This is a genomic window from Burkholderia sp. SIMBA_051, from assembly GCF_046534915.1.
GTDB classification, from domain to species: Bacteria; Pseudomonadota; Gammaproteobacteria; order Burkholderiales; family Burkholderiaceae; genus Burkholderia; species Burkholderia ambifaria.
The window spans coordinates 26,773-43,707 of record NZ_JAWRXS010000004.1 but is presented as its reverse complement, the minus strand read 5'-3'; the positions used below and the strand labels follow the sequence as shown (position 1 = coordinate 43,707).

The 16,935-nt window shown below is 70.6% G+C and carries 15 protein-coding genes and 1 riboswitch; of the genes, 7 read left to right on the top strand and 8 right to left on the bottom strand.

Translation table 11 applies throughout. The features are described 5' to 3' along the window. The first annotated feature begins 121 nt into the window (after nt 1-121). The gene (locus tag SB771_RS10635) at nt 122-1,288 is read left to right on the top strand and encodes an acyl-CoA dehydrogenase family protein (protein ID WP_006755563.1); all 1,167 of its coding nucleotides are present in this window, start codon (nt 122-124) and stop codon (nt 1,286-1,288) included. Between the two features lie 60 nt (nt 1,289-1,348). Further along, nucleotides 1,349-2,092 carry an IclR family transcriptional regulator gene (locus SB771_RS10630; protein ID WP_175660777.1) on the top strand — a complete coding sequence of 248 codons (744 nt, stop codon included), beginning with the start codon at nt 1,349-1,351 and terminating at the stop codon, nt 2,090-2,092. 129 nt (nt 2,093-2,221) lie between these two features. Here the strand turns inward: SB771_RS10630 and SB771_RS10625 are convergent, their stop codons facing one another. The 5 genes from SB771_RS10625 to cobG all read right to left on the bottom strand — a co-directional run bounded on the left by SB771_RS10625 (nt 2,222) and on the right by cobG (nt 8,424). Beyond that, complete coding sequence (locus SB771_RS10625; RefSeq protein WP_175660778.1) at nt 2,222-3,577, bottom strand: chitinase; 1,356 nt, start codon at nt 3,575-3,577, stop codon at nt 2,222-2,224. A 354-nt stretch (nt 3,578-3,931) separates the two neighbouring features. Beyond that, nucleotides 3,932-5,707 carry a precorrin-3B C(17)-methyltransferase gene (gene cobJ / locus SB771_RS10620; protein ID WP_175660779.1) on the bottom strand — a complete coding sequence of 592 codons (1,776 nt, stop codon included), beginning with the start codon at nt 5,705-5,707 and terminating at the stop codon, nt 3,932-3,934. Further along, a complete protein-coding gene (locus SB771_RS10615) occupies nt 5,704-6,438 on the bottom strand; it encodes a precorrin-2 C(20)-methyltransferase (protein WP_175660780.1) in 735 nt (244 codons plus the stop codon). The genes cobJ and SB771_RS10615 overlap by 4 nt, the downstream gene beginning before the upstream one ends. Then, on the bottom strand, nt 6,435-7,061 hold the full coding sequence (locus SB771_RS10610) for a precorrin-8X methylmutase (RefSeq protein ID WP_006755632.1): 627 nt from the start codon (nt 7,059-7,061) through the stop codon (nt 6,435-6,437). The genes SB771_RS10615 and SB771_RS10610 overlap by 4 nt, the downstream gene beginning before the upstream one ends. Then, nucleotides 7,054-8,424, bottom strand: coding sequence for a precorrin-3B synthase (gene cobG, locus SB771_RS10605; protein WP_175660890.1), 1,371 nt, complete (start codon nt 8,422-8,424; stop codon nt 7,054-7,056). The genes SB771_RS10610 and cobG overlap by 8 nt, the downstream gene beginning before the upstream one ends. 106 nt (nt 8,425-8,530) lie before the next feature. Beyond that, nucleotides 8,531-8,723, bottom strand: a riboswitch (cobalamin riboswitch). Between the two features lie 204 nt (nt 8,724-8,927). On the opposite strand from cobG, the gene cbiE reads away from it, so the two are divergent. Genes cbiE through cobM form a run of 4 tightly spaced genes read left to right on the top strand, consistent with a single transcriptional unit; the run spans nt 8,928 to nt 12,778 of the window. Beyond that, nucleotides 8,928-10,163 (top strand): precorrin-6y C5,15-methyltransferase (decarboxylating) subunit CbiE, encoded by a 1,236-nt coding sequence (gene cbiE / locus SB771_RS10600; RefSeq protein WP_175660781.1) that lies wholly within the window; start codon nt 8,928-8,930, stop codon nt 10,161-10,163. Continuing rightward, on the top strand, nt 10,163-11,251 hold the full coding sequence (locus SB771_RS10595) for a cobalt-precorrin-5B (C(1))-methyltransferase (RefSeq protein ID WP_175660782.1): 1,089 nt from the start codon (nt 10,163-10,165) through the stop codon (nt 11,249-11,251). Before cbiE ends, SB771_RS10595 begins: the two co-directional genes overlap by 1 nt. Next, a complete protein-coding gene (locus SB771_RS10590) occupies nt 11,248-12,006 on the top strand; it encodes a cobalt-precorrin-6A reductase (RefSeq protein WP_175660783.1) in 759 nt (252 codons plus the stop codon). The genes SB771_RS10595 and SB771_RS10590 overlap by 4 nt, the downstream gene beginning before the upstream one ends. A gap of 43 nt (nt 12,007-12,049) precedes the next feature. After that, the gene (gene cobM, locus SB771_RS10585; RefSeq protein WP_166726713.1) at nt 12,050-12,778 is read left to right on the top strand and encodes a precorrin-4 C(11)-methyltransferase; all 729 of its coding nucleotides are present in this window, start codon (nt 12,050-12,052) and stop codon (nt 12,776-12,778) included. A 41-nt stretch (nt 12,779-12,819) separates the two neighbouring features. On the opposite strand, the gene SB771_RS10580 is transcribed toward cobM, so the two are convergent. Further along, nucleotides 12,820-14,016, bottom strand: coding sequence for an MFS transporter (locus tag SB771_RS10580; RefSeq protein ID WP_175660891.1), 1,197 nt, complete (start codon nt 14,014-14,016; stop codon nt 12,820-12,822). 128 nt (nt 14,017-14,144) lie between these two features. Between SB771_RS10580 and SB771_RS10575 the strand changes: the two genes are divergently transcribed. Then, a complete protein-coding gene (locus SB771_RS10575) occupies nt 14,145-14,678 on the top strand; it encodes a MarR family winged helix-turn-helix transcriptional regulator (protein ID WP_175660784.1) in 534 nt (177 codons plus the stop codon). A 193-nt stretch (nt 14,679-14,871) separates the two neighbouring features. Here the strand turns inward: SB771_RS10575 and SB771_RS10570 are convergent, their stop codons facing one another. Both SB771_RS10570 and SB771_RS10565 read right to left on the bottom strand, forming a co-directional pair. Continuing rightward, the gene (locus SB771_RS10570; RefSeq protein WP_175660785.1) at nt 14,872-15,576 is read right to left on the bottom strand and encodes a glutathione S-transferase N-terminal domain-containing protein; all 705 of its coding nucleotides are present in this window, start codon (nt 15,574-15,576) and stop codon (nt 14,872-14,874) included. A 208-nt stretch (nt 15,577-15,784) separates the two neighbouring features. Then, complete coding sequence (locus SB771_RS10565; protein ID WP_175660786.1) at nt 15,785-16,909, bottom strand: porin; 1,125 nt, start codon at nt 16,907-16,909, stop codon at nt 15,785-15,787. Nucleotides 16,910-16,935: the final 26 nt, after the last annotated feature.

Sequence of the window (16,935 nt, the reverse complement as noted above, 5' to 3'; positions counted from 1 at the left end):
GCGCCAATGTTCCGCGTGGTCCATCCCGCAAAGGGACGCTTTTCGACGCGCAAGCCCTGGCGCCATCCGGCGTGTTGCTGAGAGCGGCGCGGCCGCTCGCCTATTTCGAGGAGTGCAATCCATGCAGTTCGACCTGACCGACGACCAGCGCGCGATCGAAAGCGCGATCGAGAAAATCTGCGAACGCTTCGGCGACGACTACTGGCTCGAACGCGATCGCGCGGGCGGCTTTCCGTCCGACTTTCACGCGGCGCTCGCCGAGGCCGGCTGGCTCGGCATCGCGATGGACCCGGCCCACGGCGGCGCCGGCCTCGGGATGACCGAGGCCGCGCTGATGATGCGCACGATCAGCGCGTCGGGCGCCGGCCTGTCGGGCGCATCGGCCGTCCACATGAACATCTTCGGGTTGAACCCGGTGCAGGTGTTCGGCAACGACGCGCAGAAGGCGCGCTTCCTGCCGCCGCTGATCGCCGGGCGCGACAAGGCCTGCTTCGCGGTGACCGAGCCCGACGCGGGCCTCGACACCACGCACCTGAGCACGCAGGCACGCCGCGACGGCGACCACTACGTGCTGAGCGGGCGCAAGATCTGGATCTCGACCGCGCAGGTCGCGAACAAGATGCTGATCATCGCGCGCACGACGCCGCTCGATGCGGTCGCGAAGCCGACCGACGGGCTCAGCCTGTTCTATACCGACCTCGACCGGTCGCGCGTCGAGGTGCGCGAGATCGAGAAGATGGGCCGCAAGGCCGTCGATTCGAACATGCTGTTCATCGACAACCTGCGCGTGCCGCGCGACGACCTGATCGGCAACGAGGGCGACGGTTTCCGTTATCTGCTGCACGGGCTGAACCCCGAGCGGATCCTGATCGCCGCCGAGGCGATCGGCCTCGGGCAGGCCGCGTTGCGGCGCGCAACGCAGTATGCGTGCGAGCGCGTCGTGTTCGGCCGGCCGATCGGGCAGAACCAGTCGATCCAGCATCCGCTCGCGCAGGCGTGGATGCAGCTCGAGGCCGCGTGGCTGATGGTGATGAAGGCCGCGACGCGCTACGACGCGGGGCAGTCGTGCGGCGCCGAGGCGAACGCCGCGAAGTACCTCGGCGCGGAAGCCGCGTTCCACGCGTGCCAGACGGCGATCGCGACGCACGGCGGGATGGGCTATGCGAAGGAATACCATGTCGAGCGCTACCTGCGCGAGTGTATGATTCCGAGGCTCGCGCCCGTGAGCCCGCAACTGATCCTCTGCTACATCGCGGAGAAGGTGCTGGGGCTGCCGAAGTCGTACTGACCGTACCGGCCCGGCGGCTCGCCCGGCGCGCGGCTTCCCGTTCCGAATCAAGCGCTCGACATGGACGTCAAACTCGTTGCCCGCACGCTCGACCTGTTCGAGCTGTTCGCCGCCGAACGGCGGCCGCTGCCGCTCACCGAGCTCGCGCGCCTGCTCAATGTGCCGGCGTCGAGCTGCCTGGCGATGGCGCGCACGCTCGTGAGCCGCGGCTATCTGTACGAGGTGCGCAAGCGCGGCGGCTACTACCCGACGCGGCGGCTGCAGACGATCGCCGCGGCAATCGACGCGACCGATCCGGTCGTCGACATCGTGCATCCGCATCTCGTCGCGCTGCGCGATGCGAGCCGCGAGACGGCCGTGCTCGGCAAGATCCAGGGCACGTCGGTCACGTATCTCGACGTCGTCGAATCCGAGCAGGCGATCCGCTATACGCGCCAGCCGGGCGAGCTGCGCCCGCTGCATGCGAACTCGATCGGCAAGGCGATCTTCGCGGAGCTCGCGAGCGAGGCGCAGCAGGCGCTCGGCGCGCAGCTGTCATTCGAACGCTTCACCGACGCGAGCGTCGCGGACCTGCCGGCGCTCGTCGCGCAAACCGCGCGGTTTCGCGAACTGGGCTGGGCCGAGAATTTCGGCGAAAGCGCGCCCGAGCTGTCGGCGATCGCCGTTGCGCTGACGCTCGACGGCGACTGGTACGGGCTGTCGGTCGTCGGCCCGACCGAGCGGATCCGCCAGCATCGCGACTCGCACGCGGCGCTGCTGGTCGACGCGAAGGTGCGGTTGCTGGCCGAGCAGGGGCGCGGCTAGCCAAGGCCGCGAAGCAGCGCGCAGCGCCTGCTTCGGCGGCCGTTCGCCGTCGCGCCGGACAGCGCGCCGGGGAACGGCCGCGGCCGGCCCGTCACGCGCCGGCGGTCACGACTTCACGACGTCACGACTTCACGACTTCACCCACACGCCGCCGGCGCTCGGGTTGTCGCCTTGCGTCCACCATTTCGCGCAGTATTTCGCGCCCTGATACATCACGCACGTGCCGCCCTGGTACGCGGTCGTTGCCGACCACGTCGCCGTGCCGCCGCCGATCGCTTTCCACACGCTCGCCTGGCCCGGCACGTCGCCCTGCGTCCACCATTGCGCCTGGTACGTCGTGCCCTGATAGGTGACCGTCGCGCCGGCCGTATAGACCTGGCCGGCCGACCAGGGCGCGCCGGGCTGCGGCGTTCCGCCGTTCGAGCCGCCGCCGTAGTTCGGATCCTGCGTGACGCCCGCGCCCCACTTGCCGTCCAGCTTGCGGAAGATCGACGCGAACGCGTACGGCTGCTGCGCGATACCCGAGCAGGTCGGCGACACATACGCGCCGTTGTTCGGGCACGGCTGGTCGCGGGCGACCGACCAGTTGCCGAAGAAACCATAACCGTTGTTGATCGCGGTATTCAGCACACTTTGCGCATTGGCGAGCGTGAAGGTTTCGCCCTGCACGTCGTTCATCCCGATCATCGGCGTGACCCCGACCATCTGCCAGAGTTGCGCGCCGGTCTTCGGCTGGCCGGCCGACTTGAACGCCGTGTCGAGCTGCGCGTAGAGCGCCTGCGCGGCGCTGATCGCCGCCGCGCCCATGTCGATGTTCGCGGGGCCGTAGTCCATCGTCATCAGGTTCACCGCGTCGAACGCGACCTTGTTCGCGATGGCCGCAGTCACGACGTTCACGCCATCCTGCGTGAGCCCGGTCGGCATCGTCGGCAGCGTCAGCGTGACGTGCAGCGGCCGGCCTTTCGCCGCGTAGTCGGACTGCAGCTGCGCAACCGCCTGGAAGTTGCGGGCGACGGCGGCGCTGTCCTGCTGCGATGCGCCCTCGATGTCGAAGTCGACATGCGTGAGGCCGTAGGTGTCGATCACGGTCTGATAGGCCGTCTTCAGCGCGGGGACGGTCGAGCACGCCTGCATCAGCGGCGTGCCGTTCGCGCCGCCGAACGAGACCGCGATCTCGCCGCCTTTCGCGCGATAGCTTGCGATCGACGTCGACAGCGACGTGAGCAGATCGCCGCTCGCACCGTTGCCGATCGGCTGCACGCCGCCCCAGGACGGCGCACAGCCGTTGCCCGCAGTCACGAACGCGAGCGTGAACTGCTGGATGCCTTGCTGGACGCCGATCCGGTCGACGAGCGGCGTCGGGTAGAGCGTCACGTCGACGAACGGCGCATAGACGCCGGCGCCGTGGGACACGCTCGCGACGGCGAGCAGGCAGCCCGCGACGAGCGCGCGCGGGTTGAATCGCGACAACACGGTGTTGTTCATTGTTTTCTCCAAGTGGAAGAGGGATACGCTGGCCCGCGTATCACCGCCGGGCGGGCGGCTGAGCAGCCCGCCCGGCGGCATGCACATCTTGAAGGATTAGTTCTGAACAATGAACGGTTGTGCGTTCTTTTTATTATTGCACTGTATATAAGTAACAATCTTGCCGATTCGAGCGAATATCGAAACGTAATGCGGGCGATTTGTCCGCTTGGTCGTGCGATGAAGTACAAGCGCCGGACGCTCGATATCGTGCCCACGGCGCGCGGCCGATGCGTGCGTCGGTGAGTCGCTCCGGCACCGGCAACGTCGGCCGGCATGCCGTGCGCGGACACGCCGCGCCGTGCGCAGCGGTCTTCAGCGATACCAGCGCGGCGTATACACCCACTCGCGGCCGTCGCCGATCGCGAAACGCCGCGTCGTCGACGAACCGACGATCACCATCGTGCGCATGTCCACCTGGTCGCTGCGCAGCGCGCCGAGCGTCGTCGTCGCGAGCGTCGCGCCCGGCCGGCCGATATCGCGGCCGAGCACGACGACCGTATCGGCCGCGCGGTGCGCGCGCACGACGCCGAGCGCACGATCGAGCTGCCACGGCCGCGCACGCGAGATCGGGTTGTAGAACGCCATCACGAGATCGGCTTGCGCCGCATGCCGCAGGCGCATCTCGATCACGTCCCACGGCTTCAGGTTGTCCGACAGCGAGATCGCGCAGAAATCGTGGCCGAGCGGCGCACCGGCCTGCGCGGCGGTCGCGAGCGATGCCGATACGCCGGGTTCGACGCGCAGCTCGACCGCCGCCCAGCGCGTGTCGCGCGCTTCGTCGAGCGCTTCCAGCACGGCCGCGGCCATCGCGAACACACCCGGATCGCCCGACGACACCACTGCGACGCGCCGGCCCTCGGCCGCCAGTTCGAAAGCGTGGCGCGCACGCTGCATTTCCTCGCGATTGTCGGTGCCGTGTACGCGCTGGTCCGCGCGGAACGGGCCGGCCATCGTCACGTAGGTCGTATAGCCGAGGATATCGGTCGCTTGCGCGAGCGCGTCGCGTGCGGCGGGCGTGAGCCATGCCGCATCGCCCGGGCCGAGGCCCAACACCGTCAGGCGGCCGCGCGCGCGGCCGAGCGTCGCGGGATCCACGGGTTGTGCCGCGACCGCGCAGGCGAGGCCGTCGGACGTTGCGCGCAGCGTGTGCGCGACGCGCAACGTGCTGGCGAGCAGTGCGGCGGCATCGGTGTTGCGATCATCTTCGCCATCGCCATCGCCATCGCCATCGACAACGCCTTCGCCTTCGCCTTCGACAACGCCTTCGCCATCGCCGAAGCGCAGCGGCACGCCCAGCGCGTGCGCCGCCGCTTCGACCCGCGCATCGCCGAGCAACGTCGTCGGCGCGAGGAGCGCGGCGAGCGCCAGCCGCGCGAGGCCGTGTGCATCGAGCAGCGCCTCGATGCGTTCGGCGAGCGATGGCGATGCGTCGGCCTGCACGCCGCGCGCGTCGATGCCGACCACCACGCTGCGCGGATGGATCACGAGTTCGTCGCGCGCGCCGCGCCACGTATCGGGCGTCACGCGAATCGCATGCGCGGCCGCGTCGTCGCGCGGCAGCGCGACGTCGTCGAGCCACGGCGCCGCGCCGTCGATGCGCGTGGCCGCGCCCGCGAGCAGGTCGGACACGAAGCGCTTGCCCTGCTGGAGATCGGCGAGCGCATAGCCGTCGGGCGGGTTGAGCACGCACGCGCCGAAGCGCAGTTCGCCGCTCGTCGTGATCGCCGGTGCGACGCCGAGGCATTCTGCGATTTCGCGCGCGATCAGGTTCACGCCCGTCAGTCCGCCGAGCAGCGGCACGACGGCCGAGCCGTCTTCCGCGACCGCGAGCACCGGCGGCTCGACACCCTTGTCGGCCAGCGCGGGCGCGACGCAACGGATCACGATGCCGGCCGCGCACAGCGCGACGATCGGCAGGCCGCGCGCGTACAGCGCGCGCAGGTGCGCGCCGAGTTCGTCGAACGGCACGTCGGCCTCGACGCGCGACGCAAGCCCATGCACGCGAGCGCCCGGGTAACGCGCCTGGATGCGCCGCGCGGTATCGAGCGCGCCCGCGCCGAGAATCACGATCGCGGGCGGAGTCGTCATCCTTGCCATCTTTCCCCCGGCACGACGAGCAGCGAGAAATACGGCGACGCCATCGGATCGACTTCGTCGAGCGGCACGATGCGCTGGGCCGCCATCGTCGCGCGCTCGACGTACAGCGCGCGCTTCGCGAGCCCGAGTTCGTCGAGCACGCGCCGCACCTTGTCGAAGTTGCGGCCGAGCTTCATCACGACGGCCGCGTCGGCCTGCGCGAGCCGCGTGCGCAATTCGTCCTCCGGCAGCACGCCGGACAGCACCGACAGGCTCTGGTTGCGATAGACGAGCGGCTGGCCGAGCACGGCCGTGCCGCCGAGCATCGCGCACACGCCCGGGATCACTTCGGTGTCGTAGCGCGTCGCGAGGCGATCATGCAGGTACATGTACGACCCGTAGAAGAACGGATCGCCTTCGCAGATCACCGCGACGTCGCGACCGGCGTCGAGATGCGCCGCGACGATCTCGGCGGCCGTGTCGTAGAAGTCGGCGATCACCGTCTCGTAGCAGAGCGGCGGCGGCAGCGCCTCGGTCGTCACCGGATAGACGAGCGGCAGTTGCGTCTGCGCGTCGAGCAGGTGCGCTTCGACGATCCCGTACGCATTGCCTTTCTTGCCCTTCGCGACGAAATACGCGACCACCGGCGCGGCCTGCAGCACACGCAGCGCCTTGATCGTCATCAGTTCAGGATCGCCCGGGCCGACGCCGACCCCGAACAGGCGTCCGCGCGGGGCCGTCATTCGGCCTCCGTCGCGAGTGCGTTGACGGCGGCGGCCGCCATCGCGCTGCCGCCGCGCCGGCCGAGCAGCGTGACGTAGGGTACGCCGCGGCTCTCGGCGTCGAGCATCGCCTTCGATTCGGCCGCGCCGATGAAGCCGACCGGAAAGCCGAGGATCAGCGCGGGGCGCGGCGCGCCGGCGTCGATCATGTCGAGCAGGTGGAACAGCGCGGTCGGCGCGTTGCCAATCACGACGACACTGCCTGCCAGCTGCGGGCGCCACAGTTCGAGCGCCGCGGCCGAACGCGTGTTGCCGAGATGCCGCGCGAGGTCGGGCACCTCCGGCTCGCCGAGCGTGCAGATCACGCGATTGCCGGCCGGCAGCCGCGCGCGCGTGATGCCTTCGGCGACCATCCGCGCGTCGCACAGGATCGGCGCACCGGCCGCGAGCGCCGTGCGACCGGCCGTGCCGGCGCCGGCCGAGAAGCGCAGGTCGTAGACGACATCGACCATCCCGCACGCGTGGATCACGCGCACCGCGAGCTTCTCGAGATCGGGCGGAACCTGCGACAGGTCGGCCTCGGCGCGGATCGTCGCGAACGACTGGCGGTAGATTTCCTGCCCGTCGCGAATGTAGTCAAGCATCGGTGGTGTCCTGGCTGTGCCGCGTGCCCGTCAGTCGGGCCGCGGCCTGGTCAATCGTCAGATGGCGCGCGAGCGGGGCGCCGAGGCCCGCGGCGGCGTCGCGCCGGTAAAGGTCGTAGCGTGCGGGCGCAACCGCGACGAGCGTGTACGTCGCAGGGTGCGGCAGCGCACAGTGGCGCTCGCAGCCGGTCAGGTGCACGTCGACCGGCTGGCCGACGCGCGCGGCCAGCGCGAGCGCATCGTGTTTCGTATCGGCGCGCGCCTTCGCGCAGCCCGCGCTGCCGGTGCAGGCAACCAGCGCCGCCAGCGGGTCGGACGGCGTGCACACGAGACCGAGCGACGCGAGCGCATCGAGCACGACCGGCGCGCGTTCGCGCCGCACGCCGTGCACGAATACGCCTTGCCACGGCGTCATCGACAACGTGGCGTCGCCTTCGGCGTCGGCGAGTGCCGCGAGCCGTTCCAGTTGCGTCGCGTCGAGCCGGCCGAGCACGAACTGCGCGCCGACGCTGCAGCGCGCCGCATCGAGCGACGGCCGCGCGCCGAAACGCAGCGCGGCATCCGCGGGCATGCGCCGCCAGTCGGCCAGCGCGGGATCGGCCGCGAGCGGGAAGGGTGCGTAGTGCTGCGCGCGCTCGCGCAGTGCGCGTTCGCCGCCCGTCGCGAGCAACCCGCGCATCCGCGTGACGTCGGCCGGCGCAAGATCGAGGAATGCGAGCAGCAACGCACGCACCAGCGCGACGGCCTGGTCGGGCGCCACGTCGAACGAAGCGGGCGAATCGTCGGACGAGACCGGCGGACAGCCGGCCAGGCCGGCGGCGATGCGCAGCGCGCCGTCGCCGCGACGCCGCGCGGCAAGCCAGATATCGTGCGGATGATCGAGCGCCGCGACCGATTCGCCGCCGTCGAGCTGGATCGAGAATTTCGGCGATAGTTCGCCGCGGCGGGGTTCGTGCGTCAGCATGTCGAGCAACGGCCGTGCGAGTGCGTGGCTGTCGAGCAGCGCGGCGGGATCGAGCCCGGCGAGCGGGCTGAGCATCAGGTTGCGGACGTCGTCGCTCGCGGCGAGCGCGGCCTTATCGTGAGCGGCATCGGTGGCATCGGCGGCGCTCGCACGCGGACCGAGGCCCGCATCGAGCAAGGCACTGGCCAGCGCATCGCCCGCGCCGTCGCGAATGCCGCGCAGCTGGAGATTCGCGCGATTGGTCGCGTCGATCGCGCCGGAGCCGTAGCTGCGCGCCGCGGCGGCGATCGCGCGCGCCTGCCGCGCGTCGAGCCGGCCGCCCCGCAGCTTGATCCGGCACAGCCCGCCGTCGGCGGCCGCGACGACGCGCACGAGCCCCGGGCAAGCCGACGGGCGCACGACGGGCAACGCAGGAATCGAAACGGGGGCGGAACTCAACGGGATACCGGGGCAGTGTGGCGCCGCGGCCAACGCATCGGTACACCCCGCCCGACGCCGACTGGCACGCACGCACTTTCAGGCCGGCAGGTCTCCTGGCTGACAGGTCGGCGCCGGCTCCCGGCCTTCCCGGTGAAACCAGTGGCATGAGGGGGGAGATCGGCTCGCTGTCTACAGTTGCGGGGGCAGCCACAGCGGCGCGATACGCGCCCTGTGTTCCCTCTTCGGCCCCGAAGGGCACCGGCGAACGAACGGCCGTAGGATACCCGATTTCACCGGCGCTTCGCGACCGTCGATCGGGCGCCGTGACCGAAGCGAAACGCGGCCCGGCGCGGGCAGTCCCGCAGATGAAACGCGCGGTGGAACACGGTACCATGCCGACTTTCGCAACGCGGACGGCCGCACCGGCGCCTTCACGGCCGCCGTGCGGCGACTCGATGGAATCGGACGATGGGGAAGGGTGCATGACGGCGTGGCTGACGGTAGTGGGCATCGGCGACGACGGTTACGCGGGGCTCGGACGCAGCGCGCGCCGCGCGCTGCTCGACGCGACGCGGGTCGTCGGCGCGAAGCGGCATCTCGACATGCTGCCCGCGCGGCTGCGGGCCGTGCGCGAGCCATGGCCGTCGCCGTTCGACGTGTCGGGCCTGCTCGCGCGACGCGACGCGCCCGTCTGCGTGCTGGCAAGCGGCGACCCGATGCTGTTCGGCGTGGGCGCCACGCTCGCGCGCGAGCTATCCCCTGACGAATGGCGCGTGCTGCCTGCACCATCGTCGCTGTCGCTGGCGGCCGCACGGCTCGGCTGGGCGCTGCAGGACGTCGGCGCGGTGTCGCTCGTCGGCCGGCCGCTCGCGACGCTCGTGCGCCACCTGCTGCCGGGCCGGCGCTTGTTCGTGCTGAGCGCCGACGGGCGCACGCCGGCCACGGTCGCCGCCGAACTCACGGCGCGCGGCTTCGGCCCGACCCGCATCAGCGTGTTCGAGCATCTCGGCGGGCCGCTCGAGCGGCGTGTCGACGGCCTCGCGCAAGACTGGCCCATCGCCGAAACCGCCGCGCTCAACCTGATCGCGCTCGACTGCCGGGCCGGCCCCGATGCGCCGCGCCGCGCACTCACGCCCGGCCTGCCCGACGACGCGTACCGCCACGACGGCCAGCTCACCAAGCGCGACATGCGCGCATTGACGCTCGGGCGGCTCGCGCCCGCACCCGGCGAACTGTTGTGGGACGTCGGCGCGGGCAGCGGCTCGATCGGCATCGAATGGATGCGCGCGCATCCGTCGTGCCAGGCGATCGCGATCGAGTCGCATGCGGAACGGCAGCGCTTCATCGAGCACAACCGCGACGCGCTCGGCGTGCCGGGGCTGCAACTCGTCGCGGGGCGTGCGCCCGACGCGCTCGCGGGGCTCGCCGCGCCCGACGCGATCTTCATTGGCGGCGGCGCGAGCGCACCCGGCGTGCTCGATGCGTGCTGGTCGGCGCTGAAGCCCGGCGGCCGGCTCGTCGCGAACGCGGTCACGCTGCAGGGCGAACTGGCGCTCGCGGCCTGGCGCGACGCCCATGGCGGCACGCTCACGCGCGTGTCGCTCGCGCATGCCGAGCCGCTCGGCCGCTTCGACACGTGGCGGCAGCCGTTGCCGGTCACGCTGTACGACGGGCGCAAGCCCGATCCCGCGGCAACGGAATTCGCGGGCCCCGCGTGATGCGCGACGAAACCCCCGAACGAGCGGCGCCACTGCGGTTCGGCTATACGACCGGCAGTTGCGCGACCGCGACGTCGCTCGCCGCCGCGCGACTGCTGCTCGCGGGCCACGCGGACGATGCGGTCGAGATCGTGTTGCCGAAGGGGCAGCGCGTGATGATGCGACTCGAGTTCTGCCGGACCACCGCCGACGGTGCCGAGGCCGGCACCATCAAGGACGCCGGCGACGATCCGGACGTCACGCATGGTGCGCTGGTGTTCGCGCGCGTCGCGCTGTCTGCCGCGCCGGGCGTGCGTTTTCATGCGGGGCCGGGCGTCGGCACGGTCACGCGCGCGGGGCTCACGCTGCCGGTCGGCGAACCGGCAATCAATCCGGTGCCGCGCCAGATGATGACCACGCACCTCGACGCGCTCGCGGCCGAATACGGTTACGCAGGCGGCTTCGACGTGACGATCGGCGTCGAGGGCGGCGAGGCGCTTGCACTGAAGACGATGAACCCGCGCCTGGGCATCGTCGGCGGATTGTCGATCCTCGGCACGACCGGCATCGTGCGGCCGTTCTCGTGCTCGGCGTACATCGCGTCGATCCATCAGGGCATCGACGTCGCACGCGCGAACGGCGTCGCGCACATCGCCGCGTGCACCGGCAACACGAGCGAGGATGCGATGCGCGCGCACTACGGCCTGCCCGACATGGCGCTGATCGAAATGGGCGATTTCGCGGGCGCGGTGCTCAAGCACCTGCGCCGCGCGCCGGTCGCGCGCCTGTCGATGTGCGGCGGCTTCGGCAAGCTCAGCAAGCTCGCGGCCGGCCATCTCGACCTGCACAGCCGCCATTCGAGCATCGACCTGCCGCTGCTCGCGCAGTGGGCGGCCGAGGCCGGTGCGAGCGACGCGCTGCAGGCCGCGATGCGCGCGGCGAACACCAGCCAGGAAGCGCTGAAGCTCGCGCTCGCGGACGGCGTGCCGCTCGGCGACCTCGTCTGTGCGCACGCGCTGCGGGTCGCGCGCGACATCGTGCCGGCCTCGGTGGCCGTCGAGATGTTCGCGATTGATCGGCAGGGCCGTTTCGTCGGAAGTGCGCGATGAGCGTACGCATCCTGCTCCTCGGCGGCACCGGCGACGCGCTGAAGATCGCGCGCGCGCTCGGCCCCGGGCACGTCTATAGCCTCGCGGGCCTCGGCAAGGTGCCCGACGACCTGCGCTGCGACGTGCGTGTCGGCGGGTTCGGCGGAGCGGCGGGGCTTGCCGCCTACTTGCGCAGCGCCGGCATCGGTCTCGTGATCGACGCGACGCATCCGTATGCCGCGCAAATCAGCGCGAACGCGGCGGCCGCCGCGCGCGATGCGGGCGTGCCGCTGTGGGCGCTGCGTCGCGCACCGTGGACGCCACGCCCCGGCGACGACTGGCGGATGGTCGACGACTGGGCCGGGATCGAGGCCGCGCTCGCGCCGTTCCGGCGGCCGCTGTTCACGCTCGGGCGCGAACCGCTCGCGCATCTCGACGAGATCCCGCCACACCAGTTCTGGCTGGTGCGCTGCCTCGATGCGCATCCCGGCAACGCGCGCGCGCAGATCGTCGCGACGCGCGGGCCGTTCACGCTCGACGGCGAACGCGCGCTGTTCGCGCTCGCGGGCATCGACGTCGTCGTCAGCAAGAACAGCGGCGGCGCCGCGACCGAGGCCAAGCTCGATGTCGCGCGCGAACGACGGCTGCCGGTCGTGATGCTGCGCCGGCCGCCGCTACCCGACGCCGACCGCGCGTTCGACTCGGCCGCCGCGCTGCTCGAGGCGCTCGATACGCTCGATACGCTCGATACGCTCGACCCGGCCGCGCGCACGTGATGCCGCGCGACCGGTTGCCCAATGAATGGATGGAGATTTCTGGATGACGGTGTATTTCATCGGCGCGGGCCCTGGCGACCCCGAACTGATCACGGTGAAGGGCCAGCGCCTCGTGCGCACGTGCCCGGTGATCCTGTATGCGGGCTCGCTCGTGCCGCCGGCCGTGCTCGACGGCCATCGCGCGGAGCAGGTCGTCAATACTGCCGAGCTCGATCTCGATGCGATCGTCGCGCTGCTCGCCGATGCGCATGCGAAAGGGCAGGACGTCGCGCGCGTGCATTCGGGCGATCCGTCGCTGTACGGCGCGATCGGCGAACAGATCCGCCGGCTGAAAGCGCTCGGGATTCCGTATGAAATCGTGCCGGGTGTGACGGCCACGGCCGCGTGCGCGGCGACGCTCGGCGTCGAGCTGACGCTGCCCGGTGTCGCGCAGACGGTGATCCTCACGCGCTTCGCGGGCAAGACGACGATGCCGGAAGGCGAAGCGCTCGGCGCGCTTGCCGCGCACCGCGCGACGCTCGCGATCCATCTCGGCGTGCGCCATCTCGCGCGGATCGTCGACGAAGTGCTGCCGCATTACGGACCCGACTGCCCGGTTGCGGTGATCTATCGCGCGAGCTGGCCCGACGAGGAACGCGTGACCGGCACGCTGGCCGACATCGTCGGCAAGGTGCAGGGCACGCAGATCGAACGCACCGCGCTGATTCTGGTCGGGCGCGTGCTCGATGCGGAAGGGTTCGCGGATTCGACGCTGTATGCGAGCGGCGGCTGATTGCGCGTAAGCGAAACGCGATGCGGGCCGAGGCACACGCTCTACGCACGCGCGACGCGCCGCGCAAGCCGCGGCGCGAAACCTGCCGCCAGCGCGAACAGCACGACACACAGGCAAGCCATCGCGACCCACGCGGGCGACAGATCCGCGAGATGCTGGCGCACGATGCCCGCCGCGAACGGAAACAGCGCCGCGACCAGATAGCCGATGCCCTGCACGAACCCGGTCAACGATGCGGCATCGGCCGGCGTCGCCGCATGATCGACCGTGACGATCAGCGACAGCGGAAACAGCGCGCCGATGCCCGCACCCAGCAGCAGCGCGGCCGGCAACGCGAGCGCCTGCGGCGCGGCCAGCATCACCAGCAGCCCCGCCAGCAGCGACGCGATCGCCGCGTGCAGCGCGGGCCGGCGATCGGGCAGGCGGTCGATCGTCGCGGAGATCGTCAGCCCCGCGACGACTTCCGCGAGCGTCACGCCGCCGAGCAGGCTGCCGGCCGCGGTCGGCGACCAGCCGAGCCGCATGTAGTACGGCGGCAGCCACGCCAGCACGAGCGTGTAGGCGCCCGTCGCGATCCCGAAGAACACCGCGAGCCGCCATGCGCGCGGCGAGCGCGACGGCCGCGCATGCGCCATCGATGTCGCGGCCGACGCCGGCAGCGCTCCGGACGCCGGCGCGTCGCCGTCACGACTGGCCAGCGGCCACGCGAGCGCCGCAAGGGCGGCCGGCAGCGCCCAGCCCGCGAGCGCGACGAACCAGCCCCAGCGGGCCGCGGCGAACGGCGCGACGACGCTCGCGAGCACCGCACCGCCCATGATCGACGTCGAATAGACACCCATCGCGCCGCCGATCCGCGTCGCGAAATGCGTCTTCACGAACCCCGGCAGCAACGCCTGCACCATGGCGATCCCGATGCCCGCGCAGCATGCGCTCGCCAGCAGCACCCACGCATGCTGCGCACCAATGCGCGACGCGCAGGCGAATCCGATCAGCACGACGCCGAGCCACACGCCGCCAGCGATCCCCGTCACGCGTTGCAGCCGCCGCGCGCTCAGCGCGCCCACGCCCATCAGCAGGATCGGGATCGTGGTCAGCAGGCTCGCTGCGCCGTCGCCGATGCCGGTCGCGCGCTGGATCATGTCGAGCAGCGGACCGATCGCGGCCAGCGCCGGCCGCAGGTTCAGTCCGACCAGCACGATGGCGGCAAGCCGCCAGCCGGGGGAAATGCAGCGATTCATGGAGTCCTCGATATCGGTGCGCGACACCGCCGTCGGCGTGTCGTGCGTTTTCATGTAAAGTATCTCGACATCAAGATAAATCGGCATTTATCTCGACGTCAAGATAACTGGTGAGCCGAGGAGGGTTAATGGATCGAGCCGCGCATGCGCTCGCGCAATGGCGCGTCGAGCGCCCGGATCTGGATGCGTCGTCGATGCTCGTGATGGGACGGCTGCAGGAGGCCGCGCTCGTGATCGCGCGCGACGGTCTCAATCCGCTGTTCGCGCGCTACGGGTTGCAGCCGGGCGAATTCGACGTGCTGGCGACGCTGCGGCGCAGCGGCGCGCCGTTCGCGCTGACGCCGACCGCGCTGTACGACGCGCTGATGATGTCGTCGGGCGGGATGACCGCACGGATCGACCGGCTGCACAAGGCCGGCTGGGTCGAGCGCCGGCCGAATCCGGCCGACGGCCGCGGCACGCTCGTCGCGCTGACGGACGCGGGCCGCGCGCTGATCGACGAGGCGGTGGTCGCGCACGTCGACAATCAGCGCGCGATGCTGGCCGTGCTGTCGGAGGCGGAGCAGACGCAGTTGTCGGCGCTGCTGGAAAAGCTGCTGGTGGGATTGGAGGAAGGGAAGCCGACGCCGGCCGAAAAACAGCGGCGCGGCTCGTCACGCTGAGTCACGCTGAACGCGACGCGCGGAAAGCAGAAACGCAGAACGCAGGAAAGCAGGAAAGCAGGAAAGCAGGAAAGCAGGAAAGCAGGAAAGCAGAACGGTAACCAGCAAACCGCCCGCCGCGCAAGGCGGCGGGCCGGACAGGCGTCGAGCCAGTCACGCAGCAGGCCGCACCCGGCGCGCCCGCTGCCGCGAATCAGCCGCGTGCCGGAATAGTGAGCCCGCGCGCGACGGCCGGCCGCGCGACGAACGCGTCGAGCACGCGCTTGACGTTGCGGAATTCACCGAAGCCGACGAGATCGCCCGCCTCGTAGAACCCGACCAGGTTGCGCACCCACGGGAAGATCGAGATATCGGCGATCGTGTACGTATCGCCCATCATCCACTTGCGGTTCGCGAGATGCGCGTCGAGCACGGCGAGCAGGCGCTTCGATTCGGCGGCGTAGCGGTCGCGCGGACGCTTGTCCTCGTAGTCGCGGCCGGCGAACTTGTGGAAGAAGCCGACCTGGCCGAACATCGGGCCGATGCCGCCCATCTGGAACATCACCCACTGGATCGTCTCGTAGCGGCCTGCGGCGTCCTTCGGGATCAACTGGCCTGTCTTGTCGGCGAGATAGATCAGGATCGCGCCCGATTCGAACAGCGGCAGCGGCCGGCCGTCGGGGCCGTTCGGATCGATGATCGCCGGGATCTTGTTGTTCGGGTTCAGCGACAGGAATTCGGGCGACATCTGGTCGTCCGTGTCGAAGCTCACGAGGTGCGGCTCGTACGGCAGGCCGGTCTCCTCGAGCATGATCGACACCTTGACGCCGTTGGGCGTCGGCAGCGAGTACAGCTGGAGACGGTCGGGATGCTGGGCCGGCCATTTTTTCGTGATCGGGAAGGCGGACAGGTCGGGCATGGAGGTTCGCTCGTCAACGTGGAGGATCCGCGATCCGCCGGGCCGGCCGTGCGCCGCCAAGCGCCCCCGGCACGGCGGCTGGGGCGGGACGAGGCGCATCGGCAGGCGGGCGGGCCGCGCCGAAAACGCCCACTGTAGCCGATCCCCGCGATCGTTGCAGACGGCCGCCGCGCGTCGCGCGCGAGTGCCGCCGCGCGCCACTTCGTCGTCAGAAGTTGTGCCGCAGCCCGACCATCGCGGCCGTCGTGCCGACCCCGGGCGCGACCGGCTGCCCGTACACGAGCATCTGGTCCATCGTGCCGCGGTTGTTCACGTGGCCGGCCTGCGCATAGACCATCGTCCGCTTCGACAGGCTGTAGTCGGCCGTGAGCACGACGGCCGTCGACCGGTTCGCGGCGCGGTTGCGGTCCTTCAGGTAGTACACAGCGGAGGCGACCTGCAGCGCGGGCGTGAAGCGATAGCCGACACCCGCCGACAGCATGTCGAGGTTCACCTGGTCCGCATGCGCGGGATTCCGGCCGTTGCCGTACGACGCCGACACCGAGAAATCGCGGATCGTGTATTTCGCGCCGACGTAGACGAAGCGGTTGTTGTCGACGCCGGTCGGCGCGACACCCGGTGCCGGATTCGTGTCGTGGCCGTTGTAGTAGAGGGCCGATGCATTGAGCCCGTAGTTCGAATACCGGAGCACGACCGATTCGCGCGTGCCGCCCTGAAACTGTCCGGCGACGCCGCCGGGTGCGTATTCGAGCGCGAGCGACACGCCCGCGAACGTCGGCGACTGATAGACGAGCGCATTGCTGTCGTACAGCGCGCCGATCGCGCCGTTCGTGCTCGTGGCCGGCCACCCGGCCGCGGTGTTCAGGCCGAGCCAGGCGGTCAGCACGCTGCCGAAGAACTGCGCGTTGCGCACGTCGGTGTCGGCCATCGCGTAGATCATCGGCACGATCTGGCGGCCGGCCGTCACCGTGCCGAACGGCCCCGATACGCCGAGCGACGCAATCTGGTTGAAGATCGCGACGGCGCCCGGCGTGTCGCTCAGCTGGAGCCGGCCGGTGCCGCTGTCGAACGAGCCCTGCAGCTTGAAGTTGACCTTGTAGCCGCCGCCGAGGTCCTCGCTGCCCTTGATGCCCCAGAAGCTCGAGTAGATGCCGCCGTCCTTCATCCGGAACACCTTGCCGGTGTTCGGCGCGTTCGGGCGGAACGAAGCGGCCGACGTGCTCTGGTACAGCAGGCCCGTGTCGACCACGCCGTACAGCGTGACGGAGGATTGCGCCTGCGCGAGCGCCGAACAGCCGGCAAGCGCCGCGAGCGCGGCCAGTTTCGTCTTCATCGAAGTCTCCAGGATCGTAATGGACC

Bases quoted from the DNA above. Each gene is read 5' to 3' on its own strand.
- SB771_RS10635 (WP_006755563.1), top strand. From the start codon at position 122: ATGCAGTTCGACCTGACCGACGACCAGCGCGCGATCGAAAGCGCGATC.
- SB771_RS10630 (WP_175660777.1), top strand. From the start codon at position 1,349: ATGGACGTCAAACTCGTTGCCCGCACGCTCGACCTGTTCGAGCTGTTC.
- SB771_RS10625 (WP_175660778.1), bottom strand. From the start codon at position 3,577: ATGAACAACACCGTGTTGTCGCGATTCAACCCGCGCGCGCTCGTCGCG.
- cobJ (WP_175660779.1), bottom strand. From the start codon at position 5,707: ATGACGACTCCGCCCGCGATCGTGATTCTCGGCGCGGGCGCGCTCGAT.
- SB771_RS10615 (WP_175660780.1), bottom strand. From the start codon at position 6,438: ATGACGGCCCCGCGCGGACGCCTGTTCGGGGTCGGCGTCGGCCCGGGC.
- SB771_RS10610 (WP_006755632.1), bottom strand. From the start codon at position 7,061: ATGCTTGACTACATTCGCGACGGGCAGGAAATCTACCGCCAGTCGTTC.
- cbiE (WP_175660781.1), top strand. From the start codon at position 8,928: ATGACGGCGTGGCTGACGGTAGTGGGCATCGGCGACGACGGTTACGCG.
- SB771_RS10595 (WP_175660782.1), top strand. From the start codon at position 10,163: ATGCGCGACGAAACCCCCGAACGAGCGGCGCCACTGCGGTTCGGCTAT.
- SB771_RS10590 (WP_175660783.1), top strand. From the start codon at position 11,248: ATGAGCGTACGCATCCTGCTCCTCGGCGGCACCGGCGACGCGCTGAAG.
- cobM (WP_166726713.1), top strand. From the start codon at position 12,050: ATGACGGTGTATTTCATCGGCGCGGGCCCTGGCGACCCCGAACTGATC.
- SB771_RS10580 (WP_175660891.1), bottom strand. From the start codon at position 14,016: ATGAATCGCTGCATTTCCCCCGGCTGGCGGCTTGCCGCCATCGTGCTG.
- SB771_RS10575 (WP_175660784.1), top strand. From the start codon at position 14,145: ATGGATCGAGCCGCGCATGCGCTCGCGCAATGGCGCGTCGAGCGCCCG.
- SB771_RS10570 (WP_175660785.1), bottom strand. From the start codon at position 15,576: ATGCCCGACCTGTCCGCCTTCCCGATCACGAAAAAATGGCCGGCCCAG.
- SB771_RS10565 (WP_175660786.1), bottom strand. From the start codon at position 16,909: ATGAAGACGAAACTGGCCGCGCTCGCGGCGCTTGCCGGCTGTTCGGCG.